The sequence below is a fragment of the Paenibacillus sp. VTT E-133280 genome (genome assembly GCF_002264385.1).
In the GTDB taxonomy this organism is placed as follows: Bacteria; Bacillota; Bacilli; order Paenibacillales; family Paenibacillaceae; genus Paenibacillus_AQ; species Paenibacillus_AQ nitricinens.
Window position 1 is genome coordinate 15402 of record NZ_NFUX01000001.1, and the last position, 19893, is coordinate 35294.

A 19893-nucleotide genomic window follows, 5' to 3' on the forward strand; every position below is an offset into this window, starting at 1 on the left:
AATCATCGTGGTACGCGCTATGCAGACAGCCGCGGGCGGTTTCTCTATTCCATTCCCACATCACTGGATGTAATGATCATTAGGTTAACGCTGCGAAGGATGCCACTTGATGAATACTTTCTCCAGTCGCTCAACCACCAGGTAGAAAAGTACACCTGCAATGGCAGCCAGAACAATGCAGGACCAGCCTAGCGGCATTTTGGCGACCTTTATGGAATTGGAGAGCAGATACCCAAGCCCTTTGGAGGAGAAAAAGAATTCCCCAACAATGGCCCCGATCATGCTGGCAGTGGCGTTAATCTTCAGCGCCGTAAATATATAAGGCAGACTGCTCTGAATTCGCAAATAACGAAATACTGCCGGCTTACCCGCCGCGTAGGAATGCATCAGATCCAAAGCCAATGGATCGATCGCCGCCATGCCTTTATAGGCATTGATCGCCATTGTCGCCATCGTAGTCGCCGTTACTATGGCAATTCGCGAGCCTATTCCATCCCCGAACCACAGATTCATAATGGGCGCGAGGGCGACGATGGGCACAGCATTTAGAGCAGCAACCAGCGTTAAGCTTCCGCTCCCCCAACGCGGCCACGCAGTAGCGGCTAAGGCAATCAGAAATCCAATCGCAGAACCAACCAACATTCCTAACACAGCCTCAGTAAGGGTGTATCCGGTATAGGACAACAACAAGCTGAAATTATCTCTCATGGTCACAGCAATGGCTGTAGGCAGCGGCAGCTGATATTTTTTCAAATCAAAGATCTTATGAAAAAATTGAAATTCCCATAGGGCAAGGAACAACACACCCGCTAACATAGGCAGTAACACCCTTGTGTTAAAGATTCTCTTCAGCATTCGTGAACCGCCCCAACGCGCTGGTTCAGCCGTTTCATTACTTACAGGGCCAATAAACGGGATCTCCCGAACAGAGTTGGTCTCCATTAGCCACCGCCTCCTTTCGGACGATATTCAGGCTGCCACGGCGCTACCAGACGTTCGATTAGACTAATCAACCAATAGCTTGCAATTCCCAACAAAGCGCCAACAATCACCGTAGACCAGAACATATAGGTATGAGAGCTGCCATAGTAGAGATTGCGCAGCATGATTACACCAATCCCGTGCTGTGCACCCATCAGCTCTACCAGGATAGCACCAGTGACAGCAAGCGGAGCAGCTATTTTAAGTCCCCCGAACAAACCAGGCAGAGCTGCTGGAAATCTCAGTTTCCAATAGACTGCCCACGGCTTCGCTGCGTAAGAATGCATTAATTCAAGCGCTGAAGGATCTACACTTCGCAAACCGCGTAGCATGTTTAATGCCACCGGGAAAAAGGTGATATAGCCCGAAATAATAATCCGTGAGGTCTGTTCATCGCGCACAATCCCATAGATGATTGGCGCCAGCCCTAGAATCGGAATCATTTGTGAGGCAATCGCATAAGGAAAGGTTAACTGCTCTATTGTCTTCGATAAGCTCATCAGCACTGCTAATGAGGCACCAGCCACAGCCCCAATCAGGAAACCAACACCCGCATTGCCGAAGGTCGCGGCTCCTTCCTTCAAGAGTGTGCCTCCATACTGCCACAAGGTGGCTAACACCTCATGCACATAAGGCAGTTTGGACTGTGCTAGCGGCGTCTCCACCACATGGAGCAGCATCCAGGAGGTTCCTTCCCAGAGCAGCAGCAGACCCACAATCCAGACAAACAACGGCAGCAGGCGACCTCGTATGAAGATACTGCCCCCTCTCATCCTCACACCCCTTCGAAGCTGTCGCGAATATTTGCGATCAGTTCGAAAAACGCTGGGCTGTTTCTCATTTCCGCCGTTCGTGGACGTGGCAGAGGAATATCAACCACAGCGGACAAGCGACCTGGATGCGGGGAAAGAACAAACACCCGGTCAGAAAGGAATATAGATTCAGGAATACTATGCGTTACAAAGACAATGGTGTTCTGCACCTTACTCCAGACGGACAGCAGCTCTTCATTTAGACGCTCACGCGTAAATTCATCCAGCGCAGAGAACGGCTCATCCATCAGCAGAATTTCCGGCTCCATCGACAACGCCCTGGCAATCGCCACACGTTGCTGCATCCCTCCACTTAGCTGCCATGGATATTTATCTGCAAAGCTCTGCAGCCCCACTAGATCAAGCAGCTCCATCGCCTTTTCCTCTCGGATCGACTTCTTGACGCCCATCAGTTCCAGTGGCAAGGTAATGTTATGCTTCACCTTCCGCCAGTCATACAGCACTGGACTTTGAAAAACAATGCCATATTTCTGGGCCAGCCTTGCTTCTCTGGCACTTTTTCCAGCGACTACAATATTCCCGCCCGTTGGCACGATGAGATCTGCCATCAGTCTCAAAAGCGTTGTTTTGCCACATCCTGAAGGCCCGAGCAGTGAGACGAACTCCCCCTTGGCAATATCAAGACTCACCTGATGCAGCGCAAGCACTTCTGCAGCTTCTGTACGATAGCGCATTTCAACATTTTTCAGCTGAATTTCCGGAATATTGGTCGCGAGTAATGACATCCTCAGCCCCCCTTATCAAAATAAGCTCTGCATTTAATGTTAGTTAATCTAACTCATAATTGAGTGAATTGAGTTAATTCTTCTGTCGTGTAGTATTAACTAACATGTTACACCCTGCTCGCTACACTCTCATTAGACAATTAGTAAAATAGCTCCTGTGAATTTGCGTCATTTTGTCTATGAGACATTTTTCGAGTTGCGAATCAGAACTAATTTTTTTATATCCGTAAATATGTGGTAATATTTATCCAATATCTCTCCTTAGTAGGTGACAATAGACCCATGGGATCTGTAATTTCGAATTATATTGTTATTGTTGCTATATCAGGTGTGCTGAGCGTACTACTAGCCCTTTTCGCCTATTATAAAAAAACCGATTTCTTAGGCATCAGAGCTTTTGTTATAAGTTCCTTTGCATCTGCTATTTACACCTTCGGTTTTGCTTTAGAGCTATCAGGAAAAACACTGGAGGAAATCAGTCTCTGGATTAAGCTAGAGTATCTGGGGATGCCCTTTATTGCACCGGCAAGCCTAATTATGGTGATACATTTCGTTGGGCTGGAGGGTTTGTTTAAAAAAGGCATGCGGGTGGCATTATTTATCATTCCGTTCATTTCAACACTGTTGGTATGGACTAACGATTATCATCATCTCTTCTATAAATCCATTTATTTACGAGACAATACCCCGTCCCCACTTGTTGATGTAGTGATGGGACCTTGGTATATTGTTCACGGCAGCTTTACTTTTGGCTGTCTGCTGGCAGCCATTTGCCTTATGATCTGGCAGTGGAACCGAATGAAGCGAGTATACCGCAGGCAAATCATCACGATCATCATCGGACTAAGCCTTCCCACCCTTGGCTCATTTTTATATCTAATGGGCTTAACGCCTTACGGTATGGACCCGGTCCCCATCATTATGAGCTTGACTTCATGTCTATATATTTGGGCTATTTTATCCCGGGGAATGTTAACTGCCGCACCTATTGCTCGTGAGAATCTGTTCGAAAGCATGCGAGAAGGCGTACTTGTCACCGACCGCTCGGACATGCTAGTCGATTACAATCGTGCAGCCGCGGATATGATAGAGGGGCTGAACTCCTCATCGATTGGCAGACCCTTAGCGCAGCTGTTTCTTAACGCAGGCAAAGACGCCTTGTCCTATGTAATGGATGCCGAGCCGCTGTTGCGCGAAGAACGGGAAGTGGCTTGGAACAAAGCTGGTGAAATCTGTTATTATCAAATCCGCTCCTCTCCAGTACAAAAACAAGGGGGAAACATCGCGGGCCAGATGATTATGCTGATCGACGTGACTGAACAAATACTGCTTCGGGACAAACTGCGTCAATTGGCTACGATGGACAGCTTAACGGGGATATATAACCGCACCTATTTTTTGGAGCTCAGTCGAGCGCTGCTTACACAGTCCGCCAGCCTGCGCAGTTCATTCTCCATGATTTTACTGGATGTAGACTTCTTCAAGAGCATTAATGACCGCTACGGGCATCAATATGGAGATCAAGCTCTCCAGCATATTGTTCAGGTGTGCAGCAGACATTTACGAGAAGGAGATCTCTTCGGTCGTTATGGCGGCGAGGAATTCGTGATCTGTCTACCAGATACGTCGTTGAAGCAAGCTGCAGGGCTCTGTGAAACTATCCGTGCCGATATTGAACAAAGCGTCTTGTATACGCTTATCGGGCCCATTAACGTGACCGCCAGCTTCGGAGTAGTAGAAGCCCTAAGTCTTGAAGCCACTCTAGAAGAGCTGCTCTCAGAGGCTGATCATGCCCTGTACAGTTCGAAAAGAAACGGACGAAACGCTGTTCACCTCTCCCAGAGGTCAGAAATCACCCTTTTCAAACCTATATAAATGCATTCTTGTCCCTAATAGCGCATTCCTCAACCGTCCTTATTTTTCATAGTCTGTTTTTAGGTTTAATAGGAGTTATCTGAAAATTTAATCAGAGTGTAGGAAAAATTCGCTTTATGGATATGGGAGGCGCAAGAAATAATGAGGAACCATACAATGATGCAATTTTTTGAATGGCATGTTGCTGCGGACGGCAAACACTGGGATCGCTTAAAAGAAACAGCTCCCGCGCTAAAGGCCGTAGGCATTGATTCTGTTTGGGTACCTCCTGCGACAAAGGCCGTCTCCGCTGACGATACAGGCTATGGCGTGTATGATCTATACGATCTGGGCGAATATGACCAAAAAGGTACGGTACGCACCAAATATGGCACCAAGCAAGCACTGATCGACGCCATTTCGGAATGTCAAAAAAATGGCATCGCGGTGTACGTTGATTTAGTCATGAATCATAAGGCAGGCGCGGATGAAAAGGAAATCTTTCAGGTTATCGAGGTCGACCCTAATGACCGGATGAAAGAAATCTCCAAGCCTTTCGAGATTGAGGGCTGGACTAAGTTTACTTTCCCCGGCCGCGGGAATGAACACTCTTCCTTTAAGTGGAATCACAATCATTTCAACGGCACTGACTTTGATGCTAAATCGGGGCGAACAGGAGTATTTCGTATCGTAGGCGAGAACAAAACATGGAACCAGAATGTGGACGACGAGTTCGGCAACTACGATTATCTAATGTTTGCAAATATTGATTACAGTCATCCAGAGGTCAAAAAGGAAATGATCCAATGGGGAAAATGGCTGGTGGACACGCTCCACTGCAGCGGCTTTCGCTTAGATGCCATCAAGCATATTAACCATGAGTTTGTAAAAGAATTCGCGGTAGAAATGTTTAATAAATGTGAGAAGGATTTCTATATCGTGGGTGAGTTCTGGAATTCGGATTTAGAATCCTGCCGACAATTTCTAAATACCGTGGATTATAAGATCGACCTCTTCGATGTCTCCCTTCACTACAAGCTGCATTCAGCTTCCTTGGGGGGTAGAAACTTTGATTTAACTAAAATCCTCGACGACACACTGGTGCAGACCCATCCTACCAATGCTGTAACGTTCGTTGATAATCATGATTCTCAACCCCATGAAGCTCTGGAATCTTGGGTAGATGATTGGTTTAAGCAAAGTGCTTATGCACTTATCCTACTGCGACGCGATGGATATCCGGTTGTGTTTTATGGCGATTATTATGGAATTGAAGGTCCTACACCTGTACCAGGTAAAAAAGATGCCATTGATCCGCTATTATACACCCGCTATCACAAGGCTTATGGTGAACAGAAGGATTATTTCGATCATCCCAACACGATTGGCTGGACGCGGCTCGGCGTGAAAGACATCGAGCGCTCCGGTTGTGCGGTTGTGATTAGTAATGGTGAAAACGGCCAAAAAAGAATGTTCGTAGGGGAAAAACGCGCTGGTGAAGCATGGGTGGATTTCACCCATAATCACAAGGCGACTATAACGATTGAAAAAGATGGCTGGGCGACCTTCCCGGTCAACGGCGGCAGCGTATCTGTTTGGGCGCTACCCGATGCAGGGACTGACAAAAAGTAATTATGTTGTATATAAATAGGGTGCTCATCGCCATTTTTCAGCGATGAACACCCTATTTTAGTTGTTGTTTGGAGTATTTTCTGGATGACGGGATACTAGCCTTACCAGATCCAGTGTAAGGATGGGCAACGTTACGGAAGCTGGATAGGCCAAGTAACGCGGCTCCCACTCCGGGCTGAACTTTTCTTTATAGCGACGCAGTCCGGCAAAGCCGTACCAGTGTCCACCTCTTTTAAACACGAGATGAGCCAGTTTTTCCTCTCGTAGTGCTCCGGCATTCTGACCCACACTGGATAGTGGAGCATTGCCAAGATTAAAGCGGTGATACCCCTCCGACTTCGCCCATTCCAGCAAACGAATGAATAAATAATCCATCGTACCATTCGGTGCGCCCTTTCGATGGCGCATTAAATCAATAGACAGGGTCTCTCCCCGGTCATACCCCGGTGCAATCGAAGCAAAAGCCAGTACCAACCCTTCGCTGTTCCGCAGGATCGCAATGGGCGCTAGCTGTAGATAATCTTCCTTGAACCATCCCAGCGAATATCCTTTTTCGACTCGCCTGCTCAACCATTCATCCGAAACCGACCGCAGCTCTCGCAGTAAATTTTCAGCATGTGGTGCAGTTGCAATTTCAAAAGCATAACCTTCCCGTTCAAAACGATTGCTTACACTGCGCAAATCACTATTCTTTTTGCCACTTAGCGTAAAGGTATTGAGCGTTACCAATGCCTCTTCACCCAGCTTGAAGAAGCGATAGCCCTGCTCATGATAGATGGATAAGAAGGCAGGCGTAGCTTGATAGAAAACGACAACCAGCCCAAATTTATCCGCAGCTTGTCTGAATTCATTGATAGCTTCGTTCATTAAGCTTTTCTCACCTAGCGGATCACCTAGGACAACGAGCTTGTCTCTGACTCTGGAAAACGCAAGAAGCACCTTGTCATTCTGCGCCCAGAAGAAGCTTTTATCCCCTAAAAACAGCATATGGGTCAAGGCATTGCCTTGAACGCCCTCTAAAAAGCGCTTCAGCTTGGCTATATCAAAAGCACCGAAAAGCTCCTCCGCCTTATGATGCGGCCGAAGGGTTACCAGCATAGTGAGAATGATCCAGGAGAAGGCTAGCCCTCCGATTGCCGTAAAGGCGACATGACTATGCCGCTGAAGCCATTCAGGCTGCACTCCGGGAGGCAGATGCTTCAGAAATCCACGATGTACATAACTGCCCATCAAATAATAAGTAAGCGCGATAACAGACGTTAGGGCAAACCACCAGATCGTGCTCTGTTTACTGACTTGGGCACTGATTCGATAAAACCGAGATCTGGATACCCACAGGATGAGAGCTACCAGAAGCAGAAAAAGTGCCTCTTCATAATCAAACCCCTTAGCCACAGCAAACACCGATCCAGTGAACAGAAGTATGCTAGTCCATACATATGCATTATGCACTCGCAACGTAATCCCCCGTGACAATATAATTAGCATGAAACCAATAAGTACAGACAGATGATGCGACAATTGCATCACTGGAAAGGACAATATCTCCTCTGTAATCTTCAACCTATACAACAACCCCGGCGTTGCAGTAGATAACAAGAGAATCAGACCGCTTGCTAATACTAATTTACCGAGAGCCCACACCCCTAGATCGCTCAGAAAGGAATACTGACCCGGCCACCCCCAAATCTTTTGCCATAGATTAAGAGAGGGTTCGAACCCTGGAGCTGAACGATCTAGACCCTTTTTTCCTTGCAAACCAATTTCCAGTGCAGCCAGCACCAATCCAATCAACCAAGGAATGACATAATAAAACAATCTAAAGATAACAAGTACCGCCATCGCCTTATCGCTCTGGTATCCAAGCTGTGTAAGTCCAAGCAAGGCGATAAGATCAAATGCACCGATACCGCCGGGGGCCATACTCAATATGCCTGCAATGGCGGCAATCGTAAACACACCAAAGATAGCTATGAAATGGACCTCGTCCAAAAGATGGCTGCTGATGGTCCAGAAAGTCACGCCTGCAAAGCTCCATTCCAAAAAGGAAGCACCCACAGAAGCCACGACTGTAAACCATGGTGTTCTGCCTTCTCCACGGTTAATCCACTTTGCATAAAGTGCTGAGCGCTGTACAAACACAAATATCGGCAAATAAAGCGCCATCCCCCATACTGCGAATACGAGCCAGCGATGTTCTTCCAGCAAAGCCGTTGCCGGGAGTAAGCCAAAGATATTAGCCCATGAAAGCAAGGATAACCCAGTAATCATAAGTGGGGATAGAAATACGATGGCCGGGGTTAGCACAGAGGTTGGCACTCCACTTTTTTTATACAGCAGCGTCCTTAAACCCACTCCAGCCAGACCCGCAAAGCCAATCAAATTATTAAATGTATTAGCAATCCATGCATACCGAAACGTACTCCATAGCCCTACTTTTAAACGGAAATGTGCCCGAATCAAATAGTCATAGGCACTCATTACAGCTACTGCCAGAAGGGCAAAACCGACCATTTGAAAAATAGCGGACGTGGGCACGCGCCTAAGTTCACGCATAATAAGCCCTAAGTGAACCTGCTTCAGCTCATGTTGCCCCTCCCAGTATACGAACGCAATAATAGCGACTGGAAAAAGAGCTCTGACCGCCCTGATCCGATAGATAGATAGGATTAGCCTTACAATTTTGAATCTTTCTAATGTCTGTTGCTTAGAATGCATGAGCCCACCTGCCTTTACCGCTGACACATGTTGTGCTAGACAATTTTTACAACTAATTCATTATAGCAATACTTGGAATAGAAGACCCGTGATAATCAACACCTAATCCATTAGACTGCCAACAGTGCCTTTACCCCTGCAATAATTAAAGAATTTATGGGAAAAGTGGAGTAATCATAATAAATATATTACGAAGATGGACAGGTTATTATGACGGAACTTTACTTAAGGGTGCTTTGTCAGTATTGGCAAACAATGCGTTAAAAGAACATGTAAATTAAAGTTTAAACCTAAAAATACATAACAAAAAGGACATCCCTCACGGCAAAGGATGCCCTTTTTATTATGTAATGCGGTTTACAATAGGTTATACACGGATATCAAATCTGCCTTTGCTATCCGTTGTTGCGGTAGCTATCTCTTGCGGACTTGCTGCAGCAGGCTTATTGTTCGCAGGTTTGGCAGGTGCCTCTACAACACTGTTAGCGGAGGAAGCACTGCTCTGAGACTTCTGCGAGATTTGTGCCTCGATGGTCTTAATCTGTTGTTCAATTTGCTTCGTTTTCGTTTCCTTGGTCTTGTCATCGTCTGCGCTGGTATTAATCTTGTCCAGTTCAGCTTCTAGCTTCGCTTTTTGTTTCTCAAGCGTACTGGTATCTGTAGTGCTAGATGTCGAGGTAGTATACGATGTGGAACCTGAGACTGCTGATATACTCATGGTTATCCCTCCCTTCCTTACCTCCAATATAATCCTTTTGCAAGTAAGGAACGTTAAGACCCGCTGAAAGTTTGCTGAAAATACTACTTGCTGGTTGTAAGGATGGGCTGCTAGGCGCTTGCTTTTCCTCGTCTAACAAGCAGCATATAAGAAAGAATCGAGAGAAGTCCGGTCCCTGCTATTACAATCGCCATCGGAAGTGCTGATTCAACTCCCCCAAGACCAACAAGTGGCGCCACACAGCTACCTAGCAGCAGAGGAATTAATCCGATTAACGCCGAGGCACTGCCTGCCGCTTCTCCTTGATCTTGCATCGCCAATGAGAAGCTGGTCGCTCCGACAATCCCCACACTGGAGACAACTGCAAATAAACAGATCAGAATAGGGATCAGCCCTCCTCCTACCAGAATCGTCAGCAGTAGTAAGAGGCCTCCCGTCGTACAGAGCAATAGTCCGCTAAATAGCAATTTAGTCTCACTTACCTTGCCAGCAAGTCTGCCGGCAATTTGGCCTGTAATAATAATTCCAATCCCATTCACAGCAAAGATCAGACTGTATACCTGCGGTGTAACCGCAAAAATATTTTGCAATACAAAAGAAGAACCTGAGATATAAGCAAACATGGATGCCGTAACAAAACCTTGCGACAAGGCATAGCCCATAAACTTACGATTGCCAAGCAATACCCGGAAGGTAAGCAGTGTCCCCTTCAGTCCACTCTTAGAGCGTCGCTCCTTCGGCAGTGTCTCTGGCAAGCGCAATAAAATGGTTAGACAAAAAATAATTCCGGCAGCAAATAAAACTAAGAATATCCCCTGCCATGTAGTTACTCTTAACAGTTGGCCCCCAATAACCGGAGCCAAAATCGGTCCGAGACCATTCACAATCATCAATAGTGAGAAGAACTTCGTGAGTTCAGAGCCACTATATAAATCACGAACAGCCGCTCTAGAGACAACCACGCCTACTGAACCAGCAAGCCCCTGAATAAACCGTAAAGCAACCAGCAGTCCAATCGACGGACTAAAAGCACACAGCACTGATGATATGGCATAGATGAACATTCCTATAAGCAGCGGACGGCGACGGCCATACACATCACTCAGCGGTCCAGCGACCAACTGTCCTGAAGCTAGTCCAAGCAAAAAGAAGGTCAGACTAAGCTGTACTAAAGCAGCAGTCGTACCGAAATCCGCGACAAGCGTAGGCAGTGCAGGCAAATACATATCAATCGACAACGGGCCGATCGTTGTAATGGAACCGAGAATCACAGCCAGCTGTAATCTCTGCTTCCGTGAGGGTCCACCTGCGGCAAGCTTATTACCATTTTGCATTCCAATCATAATCCTTACTTCAACCTTTCTAAAGCAACCCATAGGCCTTTTTTTGTATTCTTCATACTAACGTAAAGGAAGTGAATTGATCAATCCTTTTATGGAGGGCTGCTAGCGCCTGTGTAACAAAAATAACCGCCTTCCGGCGGTTATTCTGATTGTTTTATGCATTTGTAGATGTGCTGCGCATTTGCAACCAATCTCTAGCGGCTTCAGCCTCAGCAACACTCAGGCGATGACCTTGGTTGCCCCAGTGTGTTGTCACCTCTGCGCCTGCCTTCTGTAAAATAATCTCCAAATCCTCAGTCTCCGAAGAAGCGATAAGCGGATCATTTGTACCTGCTCCAATGAAGATAGACACCCCTTCAAGAGAAGGAAGCTCTACATTCCGCAGCGGCACCATCGGATGCAGTAGAATTGCGGCGCGGAAAACCTCCTTATAGTGGAACAGCAAGCTGCCGGCAATGTTTGCACCGTTAGAGTAACCCACGGCTACCAGATTGTTGGCATCAAATCCGTACTGCGCTGCGGCATCGTCCAGAAACTGCTTAATCTCGTGAGTACGGAAGATTAGATCGGCTTCATCGAACACCCCTTCAGCCAGCCGCCGGAAGAACCTCGGCATACCATTCTCTAGAACATTCCCTCTGATACCCAGAACTGATGAATCTGGAGATAATAACCCCGCAAGCGGTAGTAAATCTTGCTCATTGCCCCCCGTACCGTGGAATAATACAAGCGTGGGCTTCGTTATATCCTTACCTTTATGAAATACATGAATCATCCCTGCTTCACCTCAATTTCTCTTATTTGAATAGGACTTAAATTTTCTTCGATAGCCGTACGATGCGGTTCATACCAAGAAGGCAGCATCAGTTTCTCGCCCAGAGCATCCGGTGCCTCATCTCGAGCAAAGCCTGGAGGGTCTGTAGCAATCTCGAAGAGGATCCCCCCTCTTTCACGGAAATAGATCGCATTGAAGTATTGGCGGTCTTGAACCGGTGTTGGATGATGTCCATGGCTCTGTACATGTTGCCCCCATTCCAGCTGCTCAGCATCATCTTTTGCACGCCATGCAATATGGTGAACCGTACCTGTACCTCCTGCACCTAGCGGGATTGGCGTTGTCTTCAGATCAATAATATTACCCAAATCGCCAGTGGTTCTGTAACGACTATATCCGTCTCCATCCGCGATATGCTCCATTCCCATCGTATGGACAAGCGTCTCTGCCGTTTGCAGCGGATTATTGCTGTAGAGCACAGCGCCACCGAACCCTTTGATCGCATGCTCGGTAGGAACCCCTCCGAAAGACCACTTACTAAGCGCTCCTTCCTCACGTTCCACAAGGTCAATACGTAAACCGTCATAATCAGTGAAGGATAGATAGGTTTCCGAGATTCTATTGCTGAGGGTGACCGAAATTTGATATGCAGCAAGACGTTGTTTCCAGAATGCCAATGAGCCCACAGGTATTGCATAAGTGGTTACACCGACCTGTCCAGCGCCGATTCTACCTTTACGCCCCATGGAAGATGGAAAGAATGTAATTATCGTCCCCGGTGCACCCTGTTCGTTCCCAAAATATAAATGATAAACTTCCGGAGCGTCAAAATTAATCGTTTTCTTCACCAGCCGTAGTCCTAGAATACCGGCGTAAAAATCAACATTACGCTGAGCATCGCCAACAAAAGCTGTAATATGGTGGATTCCTGCAGTTTGAAGTGTCATTATTATAAACCCCCTTCTTAGTTAAAAATCAAGGCATCCAGAGAAATCGAACCCGGCCCCGTAAGTGCTATACCTACCGCAACCACAAGTACTGTGAGTGGAAACTCAATACCGTTTGCAGTAGACCAGAAGCCATTTGGCGCATGAACCTTAATGATGGCTCCAAGCATCGTAGCAGCGATTAACACTGCTGCAACAGGAGTTAGTAGCCCTGCCGCGAACATAAATCCACCCGCCAGCTCTAGAATACCTGCTAATACCGCCATCGTAACGCCTGGTTTAATGCCTATGGACTCCATCCAGCCGCCTGTACCCTTCGGGCCATATCCGCCAAACCATCCAAATAGCTTTTGTGCGCCATGTCCGATAAACGCAATCCCGATCACTAATCTCATCAATAATATTCCTACACTTATCATTGTTAATCCACTCCAATTTTCTTTGATTTAATTATCTTAACATTAAGATATATGGTAAATTTTTTTGTCTACCAGCGGCAAGAAGCAGCGAACTGCTTCTAACCTTATAGAGGCGCTCTTCCTAATGATATTTCAGCGCTCTATACACCTTTACCTAACTTCTTCAGTAAATCGATAGCCTGGCCCTTCTCTTCCTTATCCAGTCCATGCATTAGATCATGAATCGAAGCCACATGACGCGGGAAAATCTTATCGAACAGCTCACGCCCTGCATCCGTAATCTCCGCATAGGTCACGCGTCTGTCCTCGCTACACGGCACACGTTTCAGCAGACCTTTCTTCTCCAGCTTGTCGATATTATAGGTGATGCTTCCACTCGTAACGAGAATCTTCTCCCCGATCTGTTGCAGTGGAATACGGGTCCGGTGATACAGCACCTCAAGCACCATGAATTCGGCAGACGCCAGCCCGTAACTCTTCATATCCTTCACAGCTTGATCCATCAAGCTTCTGTAAGCCTTAGATAATACAACAAATAACTTTAAAGAAGACGCCTGATCCATCTCCGTAGTATTCTCTGTATTACGAACATTCTCTTCGGTATTACTCATCAATTCCACCTCCAGTTTGACAGCGATGTTGTACAATCTAAAGTAAATGTCTTTATGTTAAATATCTTTAAGTTAAGATAACTATACTTCCTCACACTACCTTTGTCAACCTCGCCACTTAAAAAAGATAACATAAGGTGCTTAACGAGCTATTAATGTTCTTTCTACGAATTTTTAAGAGCGTGATGAAAATCACTCTAAGTTTGACCTGACCCTTAAAACGGCGTATTCTTGTCTTTACGAATGACTATTTAGTAAGCGATTTCACTTCTCTCAAAGGAGGCAACCTGATGGTGGAGGAACATGCTGGTGCGCGGCGCGTGCTGATCGTAACAGCCGTAGCCGCAGAGCGAGACGCGGTCCTGCGCGGCCTGCAAGGCAGCGACAGGTTCCATGTGATTGCTGCCGGCGCAGGTACGGCAGCAGCGGCGGCGGGAACCGCCGCAGCACTCGCAGCCGGATCTTACGGCTGCGTAATCAGCGCCGGGATCGGCGGCGGGTTCCCGGGGGTGGCACCTTTAGGCTCGCTGGTCGTTGCCAGCGAGATGATAGCCGCCGACCTCGGGGCCGAGACGCCGGAGGGCTTCCGCAGCGCTGCCGAGCTTGGCTTCGGCAGCGTGTCCGTGCCGGCTGACCGCGGCACGGTACAGGCGGTTTCGGCCGCGCTGGCAGCGGCCGGACTGACCGTAAGCACGGGGACCGTGCTTACGGTCTCGACGGCGACCGGCACCGCGGAGACGGCCGCCGCCCTCATCGCGCGGCATCCTGGTGCCGTCGCGGAGGCGATGGAAGGCCACGGGGTTGCCGTGGCCGCTGAGGCGCTGGGGCTCCCGGTACTGGAGCTCCGCGCCATTTCGAACCCGGTCGGTCCCCGCGACCGGTCCGCCTGGAAGATCGGCGATGCAATGGAAGCATTAACGGCGGCAGCCGCTATACTATTGGAGGTGCTGTAATGACAACTGAGCTTAATATCGCTTTTTCCCCTTGCCCTAACGATACCTTTGTATTCCATGCCTGGGCACACGGGCTTGTCCCGAATGCACCACAACTGAATGTAACCTATGCCGACATTGATATTACCAACACACTTGCTGCTAATGGAGAAGGCCCTGAAGTCCTTAAAATCTCCTATGCCGCCTTACCATGGGTTCTTGAGCGTTACAAACTGCTGCCATGCGGCGGCGCACTGGGTCGCGGCTGCGGGCCGTTGCTCCTTACCGCAAGTGGCCCAACAGCGATCAAACGTCCCGAAAAGCTAGCTGGACGCCGGATTGCAGTGCCTAGCGAACGCTCTACGGCTTATCTACTTTTCAGATTATGGGCAGCACAGCATATAACGGGAGGCATCGGTGAAATCGTCGTCATGCCTTTCGATGAGATCATGCCCGCTGTACGTGATGGCCATATCGATGCCGGACTTGTAATTCACGAAGCCCGCTTTACTTACGCATCTTATGGTCTTAATATGCTGACTGACCTAGGCAGCTGGTGGGAAAGCGATACTGGCCTGCCGATTCCACTCGGCGCGATCATTGCTCGCCGCGATCTGGATACCGATGCAATCACTGGCTCGATTCGCAGCTCTCTTCAATATGCATGGGATCATCCTACTGACTCTAGAGACTATGTGCTTAGCCACGCACAAGAGTTAGCTCCAGAAGTGGCAAAATCTCATATTGATCTCTATGTGAATGAGTTCTCGATGAACTTAGGCGATGACGGCTACGCTGCAATCTCTGCCTTACTAAATCGTGCTGCAGCAGAAGGACTTGTACCTGCCATCGACCCAGAATTACTTCGGTAGCATGCACTAGGTATTCTTAACACACTCTAAAACTAGACATAGCCTAAAATCCCCGGTTACACACATAAGGTGTCCTCCGGGGATTTTGTTTATTCTAAGCAGCAGTTGTTGCGATTGCCTTCAATCCATTATTTGGCATAGCGGAGCGATGGCTATACAATAGACCTATAAATAGATTCTATGAAGGAGGATCACATGATACCTGAAAACAATAGCAAGCAAAACATCGATCGATTTCTCGGCTTTCAAGCGGACTATGACCGCTACCGTCCTGAAGCTCCTCCCCTGATCATCAAGCTGCTGACCGACTACTTAGGCAGCACACCTTCAGTCGTCGCAGATATAGGCTGCGGCACGGGCTTGTCTACTTTTCTGTGGAAGGATGTCGCGGACCACGTAATAGGCATTGAACCGAATCCAGATATGCTGGGAAAAGCAATCGATAAATTAAGCCGGATAGAAGATCCTCAATCCATCACTTTTGTACAAGGTTATTCTAACCAGCTTCCACTTGCAGTGGACAGCGTAGACATAGTGACCTGCTCACAGTCATTCCACTGGATGGATCCTGAAAGCACACTTCGAGAAATCTCCCGGGTCTTGAGAACAGGTGGTGTCTTCGCTGCCTACGATTGCGACTGGCCTCTCCCCCTTCAACAGAAGGTAGAAGAACGTTACAACCAACTGATCTCCAAATCCGAGGAACTGCTCGCCTCACTCTTACCTGATGCTGAGAGAGCACATAAATGGGACAAAGAAGGGCATTTGTCACGGATTCAGGCTAGTGGAGCTTTCTCTTTTGCAAGAGAGATCGTATTTCATAATCTTGAATCCTGCGATGCGCAGCGCTATGTAGGACTCGCTCTAAGTCAAGGCGGAATACGAACCGTGTTGAAACAGGACGCTACCTTGCTCGATCAGGACATTGCAGACTTCACAGCTGCGGTTGAACAACATTTTCAAGGACGCACCCTAGAGGTTCTGGTCAGCTATCGGATGAGAATCGGCATCAAATAATCTCAGCACTTAAGCGCAAAGAACGCCCCGATTTTCCTTATAGGAGGAAAGTCGGAGCGTTTTTTTATTTATTTGACTTCTTCCATGAACAAATTTAGGTTCTCAACGATTTCCTTAGATCTGGAATGGTGTAAATAATGTCCGCCCTCAAATGTCATCACTTTTCCATGCACAGATTCCTTAACTTGCCCTTCATGCAGAGGAATCCAATCTTTCACGGTTGTATTATTCGCTTGTATAAAGAATATAATGGGAAGATTCTTGTCGAATTTCAACCCTCTGGCTGCGACAAAGTTAGGATATATATGTTCCATTTCATTTAAGGTAGTGGAATTATTCATATTTTTGAGCGATATCAATTTCATTTGTTTTTTGGTCTCATCATCAAATGGCAGTCCATCATAAGGGTCACCGCTTAATTGCAATCCCAATCTAATGATACCTGAGTCTTTGAGCAGCTTTAATTTTTTTATCGGGAATTTAACATCCATACCGCCTTGCTCAGGAACACTACTATCAACCCCTACAAATGCACTCACTTCGTTTGGATATTTCTTCGCATATTCCAATCCGTAAATACCTCCAATGGAGTGACCCATTAGAATATATTGGTCAATGTTTAGATTCTGTACGGCTTCATGAACCTCACTTATGATATTCGCTGTAGTTCGTTCCTTATCGGTCTCATCACTTAATCCATAACCAAACGGCTCAACCGCGACCACTTTGTAAAATGGTGATAACTCATCAATCAACGGCTTAAAATCAAGTGCTGGCGCTCCAGTTCCAAAGCCCGGGATAAGTACAATAGTCTGCTTCCCTTGTCCTTGGATCAAAACATTCATACTTTTTCCGTCAACAGGAACTAACTGACCATATTGATGTATTTTTTTCTGATCAGATTTGTTGCTAATCACATTAACTGTATAAACAACAGCTAGAAAAAGCACGATCAAAATCACGATTGCTCCTAATATTTTTAGCAACAAGTTACGTACTTTATGCTTTTTCTTTTCATTCCCCGTTTTTATTACTTCTGTTTGTGTCACCCTCATCTTCTCCTGTCCTATTCTATTTATTATGTCGCCTTAACGTTTCGCTAATGAGATCTTAACCAACAATGATGTACTCCTCATGACCACAATATGAACTAAATATGAATAGGCAAAAAAATACTACGGCAGCGCAAGCAAGAAATCTTACCTGTGCTACCGTAGTATGAACAATGAGGCGGGCGTTCACCCCCTCGCAAAATATCCTTGAACGCTAATTATTCTGTGGGCGCTATAATTGGTAAGGTGACGATGAAGGTCGTTCCTTGGCCAGGTTCGCTTTCCACTCGGATATCCCCTTTATGAAGCGATACGATCTGTTTAACAATGGCTAGTCCCATCCCGCTACCACCATACTTGCGACTGTGGGAACGATCAGCCTTAAAGAAGCGTTCAAATATACGCTCTTGGTCCTCGGGAGAAATACCAATGCCAGTGTCGGATATTCGGACGGATACATTGTTCAAATCTTGTTTGATGCTGACGTTAATCACACTGTCATCCTTGGAGAATTTGATACTATTTCCAAGGAGATTCGTCCACACCTGACTTAACAAATCATGGTCAGCCCATACGACTACTGGTTTCAAATCAAGCTCAAAACTGATGTTGCGCGCCGACCATTGGGGCTGTATCGCCACAATTACTCGTCTGATCTGTTCGTCAAGACTGAACGTGATAAGTCGCAGTTGTTGGGATTGTGATTCAAGCACACTCAGCTTTAACAGACTATCGCTCATCTTGGACATCCGCTCCGCTTCAGCAATAATAATATCGAGATAACGATTCCGTTCATCCTCTGTGAGGGCAACTTTCTTGAGCGCAATAGCATAACCAGATATGGAGGTGAGCGGAGACTGAACCTCATGTGACACATTCGTTACGAACTCCCTGCGCATTTGCTCAAGGTGCTGAAGATCGTGCATCATTTCCTCGAAGCTATTAGCCAAGGTACCTAGCTCACCCATCTGCTTAATATTCAATTCGACATTAAAATCCCCAGTTGCTATACGCCTAGTTGCCTTTGTAAGCCTTTTGATCGGTCTCACTAAGAACATAGAAGCGACCAAAATTAATACGCTTCCCGTTATTAACGAATACGCCAAAAAATTAAATAGCAGATTCCTCGTAGAAGACAAAGTAGGAGGCACAAGCGGCTCCACAAACATCGCCTTCGTTCCCATTTCAGTTTTCAAAGGTAGTCCTAAGAGGTTGGAAGAACCTATACTCGGTTTTACTTGAACAGCTTCACCAGCCAATACTTTCTTTAGTTGCTCCCTAGTCACGGTAGCAGGGCTCTCTCCATTAAGCTCTCCGTAGGACCGGTAATGGCCGTTCTTATCGTAAATTCGAATATGATAGGAATCCAGCTGCTTCATTCCACTAACAAGAGCATCCGCTTCATGTAACGGTAAGGTTTCGTATATCCGGGCGATGTCCTGACCAAAGCGAAGTAAAGGAATTCGCAGGTTTTCGTTTAATTTATCTTGGAATACCCAAGTTGTCACAAATAGAGAAATCAATGTCCCTCCAATCACGGAGACCAGAAAGGTCAGAACAACACGTGTATATAAGGATTTGATCATTCGTAGACCTCAAACCGATAGCCAAGCCCCCGTACCGTTTCGATTCGAAAATCAGTTGCAGACGCAAATCGTTCACGTAGACGCTTAATATGTACGTCTATCGTTCGATCATCTCCAGCATAATCAATTCCCCAAATCTGATCGATTAACTGCTCGCGCGTATAGACTTGCCCGGGTGTTCCAGCTAGCTTATACAGCAATTCGAACTCCTTAAGCGGCAACGTGAATGACTCTGTTCCTCTCATCACCTTATAGGTTTGCCGATCAAGGACGACGTTGCCGAACTGGATCGTCTGGGTGGAACCAATCTTGTATCGCTTCAATAAGGATCTAACACGAACCGTCAACTCCAGCGGATCGAATGGCTTCGTCAAATAATCGTCTGTTCCCAGTTCGAAGCCCTTCACCTTCTCCCAGGTTTCACCTCTGGCAGTTAGCATAAGTAAGGGAAGATCTGGATTGGCTTTTCGTAGCTCTTTGCATAACGTCCACCCATCCATAACCGGCATCATGATATCGAGTACAACAAGATCAACCTGCTTTGAGGCATAAACGGCTAACGCTTCTTTGCCGTCTGCAGCTTCGGCTGTATCAAATCCGTCGTTACGTAGAAATAAACAGACGAGTTCGCGAATGTTCGCGTCGTCGTCAGCAACTAGTATAGTAGGCATTGCGTCCCTCTTTTCAGATATTAAAAGAGCGTCTAACACGGTAATCCGTATGTAGACGCTCTTCTACTTACTTTCCTCCCCTATATAGGCTGAACAACGAACATAACAAAAAGCGATTAGGAATGGAGGGGAATATTGGAACTGTAGGAGCGTTAGCGACAGCCTTTGTTTGCGGATTTCCACCGAGAAGAGCGATACCAATCAAGA

At 46.8% G+C, this 19893-nt stretch carries 18 protein-coding genes; 5 read left to right on the top strand and 13 right to left on the bottom strand.

Annotation, left to right across the window (positions count from 1 at the left end; translation table 11 throughout):
- Nucleotides 1-84: 84 nt before the first annotated feature.
- From CA600_RS00070 to CA600_RS00080, 3 genes are read right to left on the bottom strand one after another with little or no spacing between them, the layout of a single operon-like run.
- Nucleotides 85-942 carry an ABC transporter permease gene (locus tag CA600_RS00070; protein ID WP_094868329.1) on the bottom strand — a complete coding sequence of 286 codons (858 nt, stop codon included), beginning with the start codon at nt 940-942 and terminating at the stop codon, nt 85-87.
- Nucleotides 942-1754 carry an ABC transporter permease gene (locus CA600_RS00075; protein ID WP_094868330.1) on the bottom strand — a complete coding sequence of 271 codons (813 nt, stop codon included), beginning with the start codon at nt 1752-1754 and terminating at the stop codon, nt 942-944. Before CA600_RS00075 ends, CA600_RS00070 begins: the two co-directional genes overlap by 1 nt.
- Before the next feature lie 2 nt (nt 1755-1756).
- Nucleotides 1757-2539, bottom strand: coding sequence for an ABC transporter ATP-binding protein (locus CA600_RS00080; protein ID WP_094868331.1), 783 nt, complete (start codon nt 2537-2539; stop codon nt 1757-1759).
- A gap of 282 nt (nt 2540-2821) precedes the next feature.
- On the opposite strand from CA600_RS00080, the gene CA600_RS00085 reads away from it, so the two are divergent.
- Together CA600_RS00085 and CA600_RS00090 are read left to right on the top strand one after the other, a co-directional pair.
- Nucleotides 2822-4414 carry a histidine kinase N-terminal 7TM domain-containing diguanylate cyclase gene (locus tag CA600_RS00085; RefSeq protein WP_094868332.1) on the top strand — a complete coding sequence of 531 codons (1593 nt, stop codon included), beginning with the start codon at nt 2822-2824 and terminating at the stop codon, nt 4412-4414.
- Nucleotides 4415-4552: 138 nt separating this feature from the next.
- The gene (locus tag CA600_RS00090; protein ID WP_094868333.1) at nt 4553-6025 is read left to right on the top strand and encodes an alpha-amylase; all 1473 of its coding nucleotides are present in this window, start codon (nt 4553-4555) and stop codon (nt 6023-6025) included.
- Between the two features lie 57 nt (nt 6026-6082).
- On the opposite strand, the gene mprF is transcribed toward CA600_RS00090, so the two are convergent.
- The 7 genes from mprF to CA600_RS00125 all read right to left on the bottom strand — a co-directional run bounded on the left by mprF (nt 6083) and on the right by CA600_RS00125 (nt 13556).
- Nucleotides 6083-8743 carry a bifunctional lysylphosphatidylglycerol flippase/synthetase MprF gene (gene mprF, locus CA600_RS00095; protein WP_094868334.1) on the bottom strand — a complete coding sequence of 887 codons (2661 nt, stop codon included), beginning with the start codon at nt 8741-8743 and terminating at the stop codon, nt 6083-6085.
- 367 nt (nt 8744-9110) lie between these two features.
- Nucleotides 9111-9461 (bottom strand): FlxA-like family protein, encoded by a 351-nt coding sequence (locus CA600_RS00100; RefSeq protein WP_094868335.1) that lies wholly within the window; start codon nt 9459-9461, stop codon nt 9111-9113.
- Between the two features lie 110 nt (nt 9462-9571).
- Nucleotides 9572-10795 carry a multidrug effflux MFS transporter gene (locus CA600_RS00105; RefSeq protein WP_094868488.1) on the bottom strand — a complete coding sequence of 408 codons (1224 nt, stop codon included), beginning with the start codon at nt 10793-10795 and terminating at the stop codon, nt 9572-9574.
- A 163-nt stretch (nt 10796-10958) separates the two neighbouring features.
- On the bottom strand, nt 10959-11579 hold the full coding sequence (locus CA600_RS00110; protein ID WP_094868336.1) for an alpha/beta hydrolase: 621 nt from the start codon (nt 11577-11579) through the stop codon (nt 10959-10961).
- The gene (locus CA600_RS00115; protein ID WP_094868337.1) at nt 11576-12526 is read right to left on the bottom strand and encodes a ring-cleaving dioxygenase; all 951 of its coding nucleotides are present in this window, start codon (nt 12524-12526) and stop codon (nt 11576-11578) included. The genes CA600_RS00110 and CA600_RS00115 overlap by 4 nt, the downstream gene beginning before the upstream one ends.
- 17 nt (nt 12527-12543) lie before the next feature.
- Entirely contained in the window at nt 12544-12945 is a 402-nt protein-coding gene (locus tag CA600_RS00120) for a DoxX family protein (protein ID WP_094868338.1), read from the bottom strand.
- Between the two features lie 140 nt (nt 12946-13085).
- Nucleotides 13086-13556, bottom strand: coding sequence for a MarR family winged helix-turn-helix transcriptional regulator (locus CA600_RS00125; protein WP_280787328.1), 471 nt, complete (start codon nt 13554-13556; stop codon nt 13086-13088).
- A gap of 290 nt (nt 13557-13846) precedes the next feature.
- Here CA600_RS00125 and CA600_RS00130 point away from each other — a divergent pair, with 290 nt between their 5' ends.
- The 3 genes from CA600_RS00130 (at nt 13847) to CA600_RS00140 (ending at nt 16377) form a co-directional block, all read left to right on the top strand.
- The gene (locus tag CA600_RS00130) at nt 13847-14509 is read left to right on the top strand and encodes a futalosine hydrolase (protein WP_094868339.1); all 663 of its coding nucleotides are present in this window, start codon (nt 13847-13849) and stop codon (nt 14507-14509) included.
- On the top strand, nt 14509-15360 hold the full coding sequence (locus CA600_RS00135) for a 1,4-dihydroxy-6-naphthoate synthase (RefSeq protein WP_094868340.1): 852 nt from the start codon (nt 14509-14511) through the stop codon (nt 15358-15360). The genes CA600_RS00130 and CA600_RS00135 overlap by 1 nt, the downstream gene beginning before the upstream one ends.
- A gap of 195 nt (nt 15361-15555) precedes the next feature.
- The gene (locus tag CA600_RS00140) at nt 15556-16377 is read left to right on the top strand and encodes a class I SAM-dependent methyltransferase (protein ID WP_094868341.1); all 822 of its coding nucleotides are present in this window, start codon (nt 15556-15558) and stop codon (nt 16375-16377) included.
- 68 nt (nt 16378-16445) lie between these two features.
- Here CA600_RS00140 and CA600_RS00145 read toward each other — a convergent pair whose 3' ends face one another.
- From CA600_RS00145 to CA600_RS00155, 3 genes are all read right to left on the bottom strand, one after another.
- Nucleotides 16446-17426: an alpha/beta hydrolase gene (locus CA600_RS00145; protein ID WP_042192697.1), complete on the bottom strand. Its 981-nt coding sequence runs from the start codon at nt 17424-17426 to the stop codon at nt 16446-16448.
- 221 nt (nt 17427-17647) lie between these two features.
- Nucleotides 17648-19015, bottom strand: coding sequence for a sensor histidine kinase (locus CA600_RS00150; protein ID WP_094868342.1), 1368 nt, complete (start codon nt 19013-19015; stop codon nt 17648-17650).
- The gene (locus CA600_RS00155) at nt 19012-19686 is read right to left on the bottom strand and encodes a response regulator transcription factor (RefSeq protein WP_094868343.1); all 675 of its coding nucleotides are present in this window, start codon (nt 19684-19686) and stop codon (nt 19012-19014) included. Before CA600_RS00155 ends, CA600_RS00150 begins: the two co-directional genes overlap by 4 nt.
- Nucleotides 19687-19893: the final 207 nt, after the last annotated feature.